We start from the raw sequence: 3,547 nt of genomic DNA on the forward strand, positions 1-3,547 counted from the left end.
GCGCTCGACCAGGGCCGCGCGGATCGGGTTGCCGGCGAGGACGACCTTGCGGGCCGGGAAGCGCCCGTGGACGTCGGGGAAGGTCGCAAACACCTTGCGGACCAGCCGACCCAGGATCCGGTTGGTGATCCGGGGACGGAGTTTTGCTCGAGGATCGCCGTGGGCCGGCGCATCAGCCAGGCCGTGGCGACAATCGGCCCGCTGGCGTAGCCGCCCACGCCCACGACCACGTCGGGGTCGAAGCCCGCGATGATCCGCCGGCTCTGCAGCCAGGCCTTGGGCAGGCGCAGCAGCCCCGAGATCAGCCCGCGCACGCCTCGACCCTTGATCCCGCTGACCTCGATGCGGTCGAGCGTCCAGCCGAGCTCGGGGATCACCCGGGCCTCGATGCCGCGCTCCGTGCCCACGAAGCGGACCTCACCGCCGGCCGCGAGCACCTGCTCGGCCAGGGCGACGCCCGGGAAGAGGTGCCCGCCGGTGCCGCCGCCGGCGATCATCACGCGCAGGGGCCGAGCGGTCCCGGCAGCAGCAGCAGCGGGGGTGTCGGTGGAGTCGTGGGTCGGGGATCCCATCACGAGCGCGTTCATGACGATCCTATACCGAAGGGAGGATCGTCGACCCAGATTCTGGCGAATGCGATCGCCGCGCAGGCTCGGCGGCGGCGACCTCGGTTCCCTCGGCGTCGCCCAGGAGCTCCCTCAGCGCCTCGAAGAGCGCGTCGCGGTCGCCCGTGGGGAGCTCGCGGATCCCCGCCACGCCCGCGAGACCGCAAGCTCGAGAGGCGATCACCGGCACCCCCGCGGCGGCGGCCCGCAGCAGGCTGCGCGGCTGATGCTCGACCCACGCCGGGCAGACCACGGCGTCGAGCTGGTCGAGGCGCGTGGGGGCGCCCTGGTGCAGCGTTGCGCCCGTGTCCGCCCAAAAGCGCGGGCCCTCGAGCTCGCGGCCGGAGATCCACAGGTGCAGCGCGAGCTCGGGCCGCAGGGCGTGCAGGCGCTCGATGGCCGCGCGCAGCTCCCAGGCGCCCTTGCGACCGACGGTGCTCGTGGGCATCCACAGCCGCAGCGGCGCGTCGGCCTCGCGCCGCCCAGGCTCGCGCCGCGCGTCCAGATCGCCCCCCTCGCCCGCCCACGCCTCGCCCTCTAGGAGCCCGCCTGCACGCGCGCGCCCTCCCGCCCAGCGCAGGCGCACCGCCTTGTCGGGGAAGCAGGCGGCGACCTCGGCGTGGGGCGTGACCACGGCGATCGCCTCGTCCAGGGCCCGCGCCTCGTCCTCGACCAGCTGCGGATCCGCGCGAAAGTCCGCGAGGGTCGGGCTATTGGGGTTTTGCGCCGCCGCCTCGTCGAGGCGAGCCTGGAGCGCCGCGAGGGGCAGGCGCTGCATCAGCACCGTGACCCGCCGACCCCCGAGCGCCCCCAGCCGCCACAAGAAGGGCAGCAAGTTCTGGCTGACGACGAGCGCGGTGTCCTCGGGGCCCAGGGCCTCGGCCATGGCGGCCGCGAGGGCGGCGTCGTCGGCCAGCAGCGCGCGCTGGCGAGCGGCGCCCTGGCTGGCGAGGCTGCGCGCGCGCAGAGATCGGGTCAGCGCGCGCGCGGGGAAGTACTCGCGCGAACCCACGGCCGCCCGCGGCCAGGCGTAGCGCGAGCCCGGTCCGGCCAGCGCGGAGATCGGCAGCGCGGCGAGCTGCTCTCCGGGCAGGGGCGCGAGCAGGCGGTCGCTCGTGCGCCCCTGCCTGCGCAAATAGTCGGAGAACTCGGGCCACACGCCGTCGACGAGCCACGTGGCTCGTCGACGGCGTGTGGCCCGAGTTCTCCGACTATTTGCGCAGGCAGGGGCGCACGAGCGACCGCCTGCTCGCGCCCCTGCCCGGAGAGCAGCTCGCCGCGCTGCCGATCTCCGCGCTGGCCGGACCGGGCTCGCGCTACGCCTGGCCGCGGGCGGCCGTGGGTTCGCGCGAGTACTTCCCCGCGCGCGCGCTGACCCGATCTCTGCGCGCGCGCAGCCTCGCCAGCCAGGGCGCCGCTCGCCAGCGCGCGCTGCTGGCCGACGACGCCGCCCTCGCGGCCGCCATGGCCGAGGCCCTGGGCCCCGAGGACACCGCGCTCGTCGTCAGCCAGAACTTGCTGCCCTTCTTGTGGCGGCTGGGGGCGCTCGGGGGTCGGCGGGTCACGGTGCTGATGCAGCGCCTGCCCCTCGCGGCGCTCCAGGCTCGCCTCGACGAGGCGGCGGCGCAAAACCCCAATAGCCCGACCCTCGCGGACTTTCGCGCGGATCCGCAGCTGGTCGAGGACGAGGCGCGGGCCCTGGACGAGGCGATCGCCGTGGTCACGCCCCACGCCGAGGTCGCCGCCTGCTTCCCCGACAAGGCGGTGCGCCTGCGCTGGGCGGGAGGGCGCGCGCGTGCAGGCGGGCTCCTAGAGGGCGAGGCGTGGGCGGGCGAGGGGGGCGATCTGGACGCGCGGCGCGAGCCTGGGCGGCGCGAGGCCGACGCGCCGCTGCGGCTGTGGATGCCCACGAGCACCGTCGGTCGCAAGGGCGCCTGGGAGCTGCGCGCGGCCATCGAGCGCCTGCACGCCCTGCGGCCCGAGCTCGCGCTGCACCTGTGGATCTCCGGCCGCGAGCTCGAGGGCCCGCGCTTTTGGGCGGACACGGGCGCAACGCTGCACCAGGGCGCCCCCACGCGCCTCGACCAGCTCGACGCCGTGGTCTGCCCGGCGTGGGTCGAGCATCAGCCGCGCAGCCTGCTGCGGGCCGCCGCCGCGGGGGTGCCGGTGATCGCCTCTCGAGCTTGCGGTCTCGCGGGCGTGGCGGGGATCCGCGAGCTCCCCACGGGCGACCGCGACGCGCTCTTCGAGGCGCTGAGGGAGCTCCTGGGCGACGCCGAGGGAACCGAGGTCGCCGCCGCCGAGCCTGCGCGGCGATCGCATTCGCCAGAATCTGGGTCGACGATCCTCCCTTCGGTATAGGATCGTCATGAACGCGCTCGTGATGGGATCCCCGACCCACGACTCCACCGACACCCCCGCTGCTGCTGCTGCCGGGACCGCTCGGCCCCTGCGCGTGATGATCGCCGGCGGCGGCACCGGCGGGCACCTCTTCCCGGGCGTCGCCCTGGCCGAGCAGGTGCTCGCGGCCGGCGGTGAGGTCCGCTTCGTGGGCACGGAGCGCGGCATCGAGGCCCGGGTGATCCCCGAGCTCGGCTGGACGCTCGACCGCATCGAGGTCAGCGGGATCAAGGGTCGAGGCGTGCGCGGGCTGATCTCGGGGCTGCTGCGCCTGCCCAAGGCCTGGCTGCAGAGCCGGCGGATCATCGCGGGCTTCGACCCCGACGTGGTCGTGGGCGTGGGCGGCTACGCCAGCGGGCCGATTGTCGCCACGGCCTGGCTGATGCGCCGGCCCACGGCGATCCTCGAGCAAAACTCCGTCCCCGGGATCACCAACCGGATCCTGGGTCGGCTGGTCCGCAAGGTGTTTGCGACCTTCCCCGACGTCCACGGGCGCTTCCCGGCCCGCAAGGTCGTCCTCGCCGGCAACCCGATCCGCGCGG

Annotated in this window: 4 protein-coding genes; 2 read left to right on the forward strand and 2 right to left on the reverse strand. The window is 75.2% G+C overall.

Annotation, left to right across the window (positions count from 1 at the left end):
- Both G6O69_RS38215 and G6O69_RS42625 read right to left on the reverse strand, forming a co-directional pair.
- On the reverse strand, positions 1-587 hold a 587-nt coding region (locus G6O69_RS38215), incomplete at its 3' end, for a glycosyltransferase (protein WP_176397366.1).
- 7 nt (positions 588-594) lie between these two features.
- Positions 595-1,764 carry a glycosyltransferase family 4 protein gene (locus G6O69_RS42625; protein ID WP_176397367.1) on the reverse strand — a complete coding sequence of 390 codons (1,170 nt, stop codon included), beginning with the start codon at positions 1,762-1,764 and terminating at the stop codon, positions 595-597.
- Positions 1,765-1,796: 32 nt separating this feature from the next.
- Here G6O69_RS42625 and G6O69_RS42630 point away from each other — a divergent pair, with 32 nt between their 5' ends.
- Both G6O69_RS42630 and G6O69_RS38230 read left to right on the forward strand, forming a co-directional pair.
- Positions 1,797-2,966: a glycosyltransferase family 4 protein gene (locus tag G6O69_RS42630; protein WP_176397367.1), complete on the forward strand. Its 1,170-nt coding sequence runs from the start codon at positions 1,797-1,799 to the stop codon at positions 2,964-2,966.
- Positions 2,967-2,973: 7 nt separating this feature from the next.
- Positions 2,974-3,547 (forward strand): glycosyltransferase (locus tag G6O69_RS38230; RefSeq protein WP_255216843.1); only part of this gene is annotated, 574 nt, incomplete at its 3' end.

Source organism: Pseudenhygromyxa sp. WMMC2535, assembly GCF_011083025.2.